The sequence below is a fragment of the Gluconobacter sp. DsW_056 genome (genome assembly GCF_002153595.1).
GTDB lineage: Bacteria > Pseudomonadota > Alphaproteobacteria > Acetobacterales > Acetobacteraceae > Gluconobacter > Gluconobacter albidus.
The window spans coordinates 1-288 of record NZ_JOPF01000043.1 but is presented as its reverse complement, the minus strand read 5'-3'; the positions used below and the strand labels follow the sequence as shown (position 1 = coordinate 288).

Sequence of the window (288 nt, the reverse complement as noted above, 5' to 3'; positions counted from 1 at the left end):
CCTGTCGGGCATGGTTGAGAGACGTGAGCAACGCCTCGTTGAGGCATTCATCCCTCAACCGGCCGTTGAAACCTTCGACAAAGCCGTTCTGTTGCGGTTTCCCGGGGACAATATAGTGCCATTCAACCTTCATCTCATTCACCCATTTCAGGATGGCATGGGATGTGAACTCCGTACCGTTGCCGCTGACAATCATGAAAGGTTTGCCATATCGTTCCACCAGGGCCGTCAGTTCCCGCGCCAGAAGATAACCCAGGCGGCGATAGCCAAAGCAGCGTCCTTGGTCCG

The 288-nt window shown here is 55.2% G+C and carries 1 protein-coding gene; it reads right to left on the bottom strand.

All coding sequences use genetic code 11. The features are described from left to right. Positions 1-288 (bottom strand): integrase core domain-containing protein (locus HK22_RS14860; RefSeq protein WP_143412444.1); only part of this gene is annotated, 288 nt, incomplete at both ends.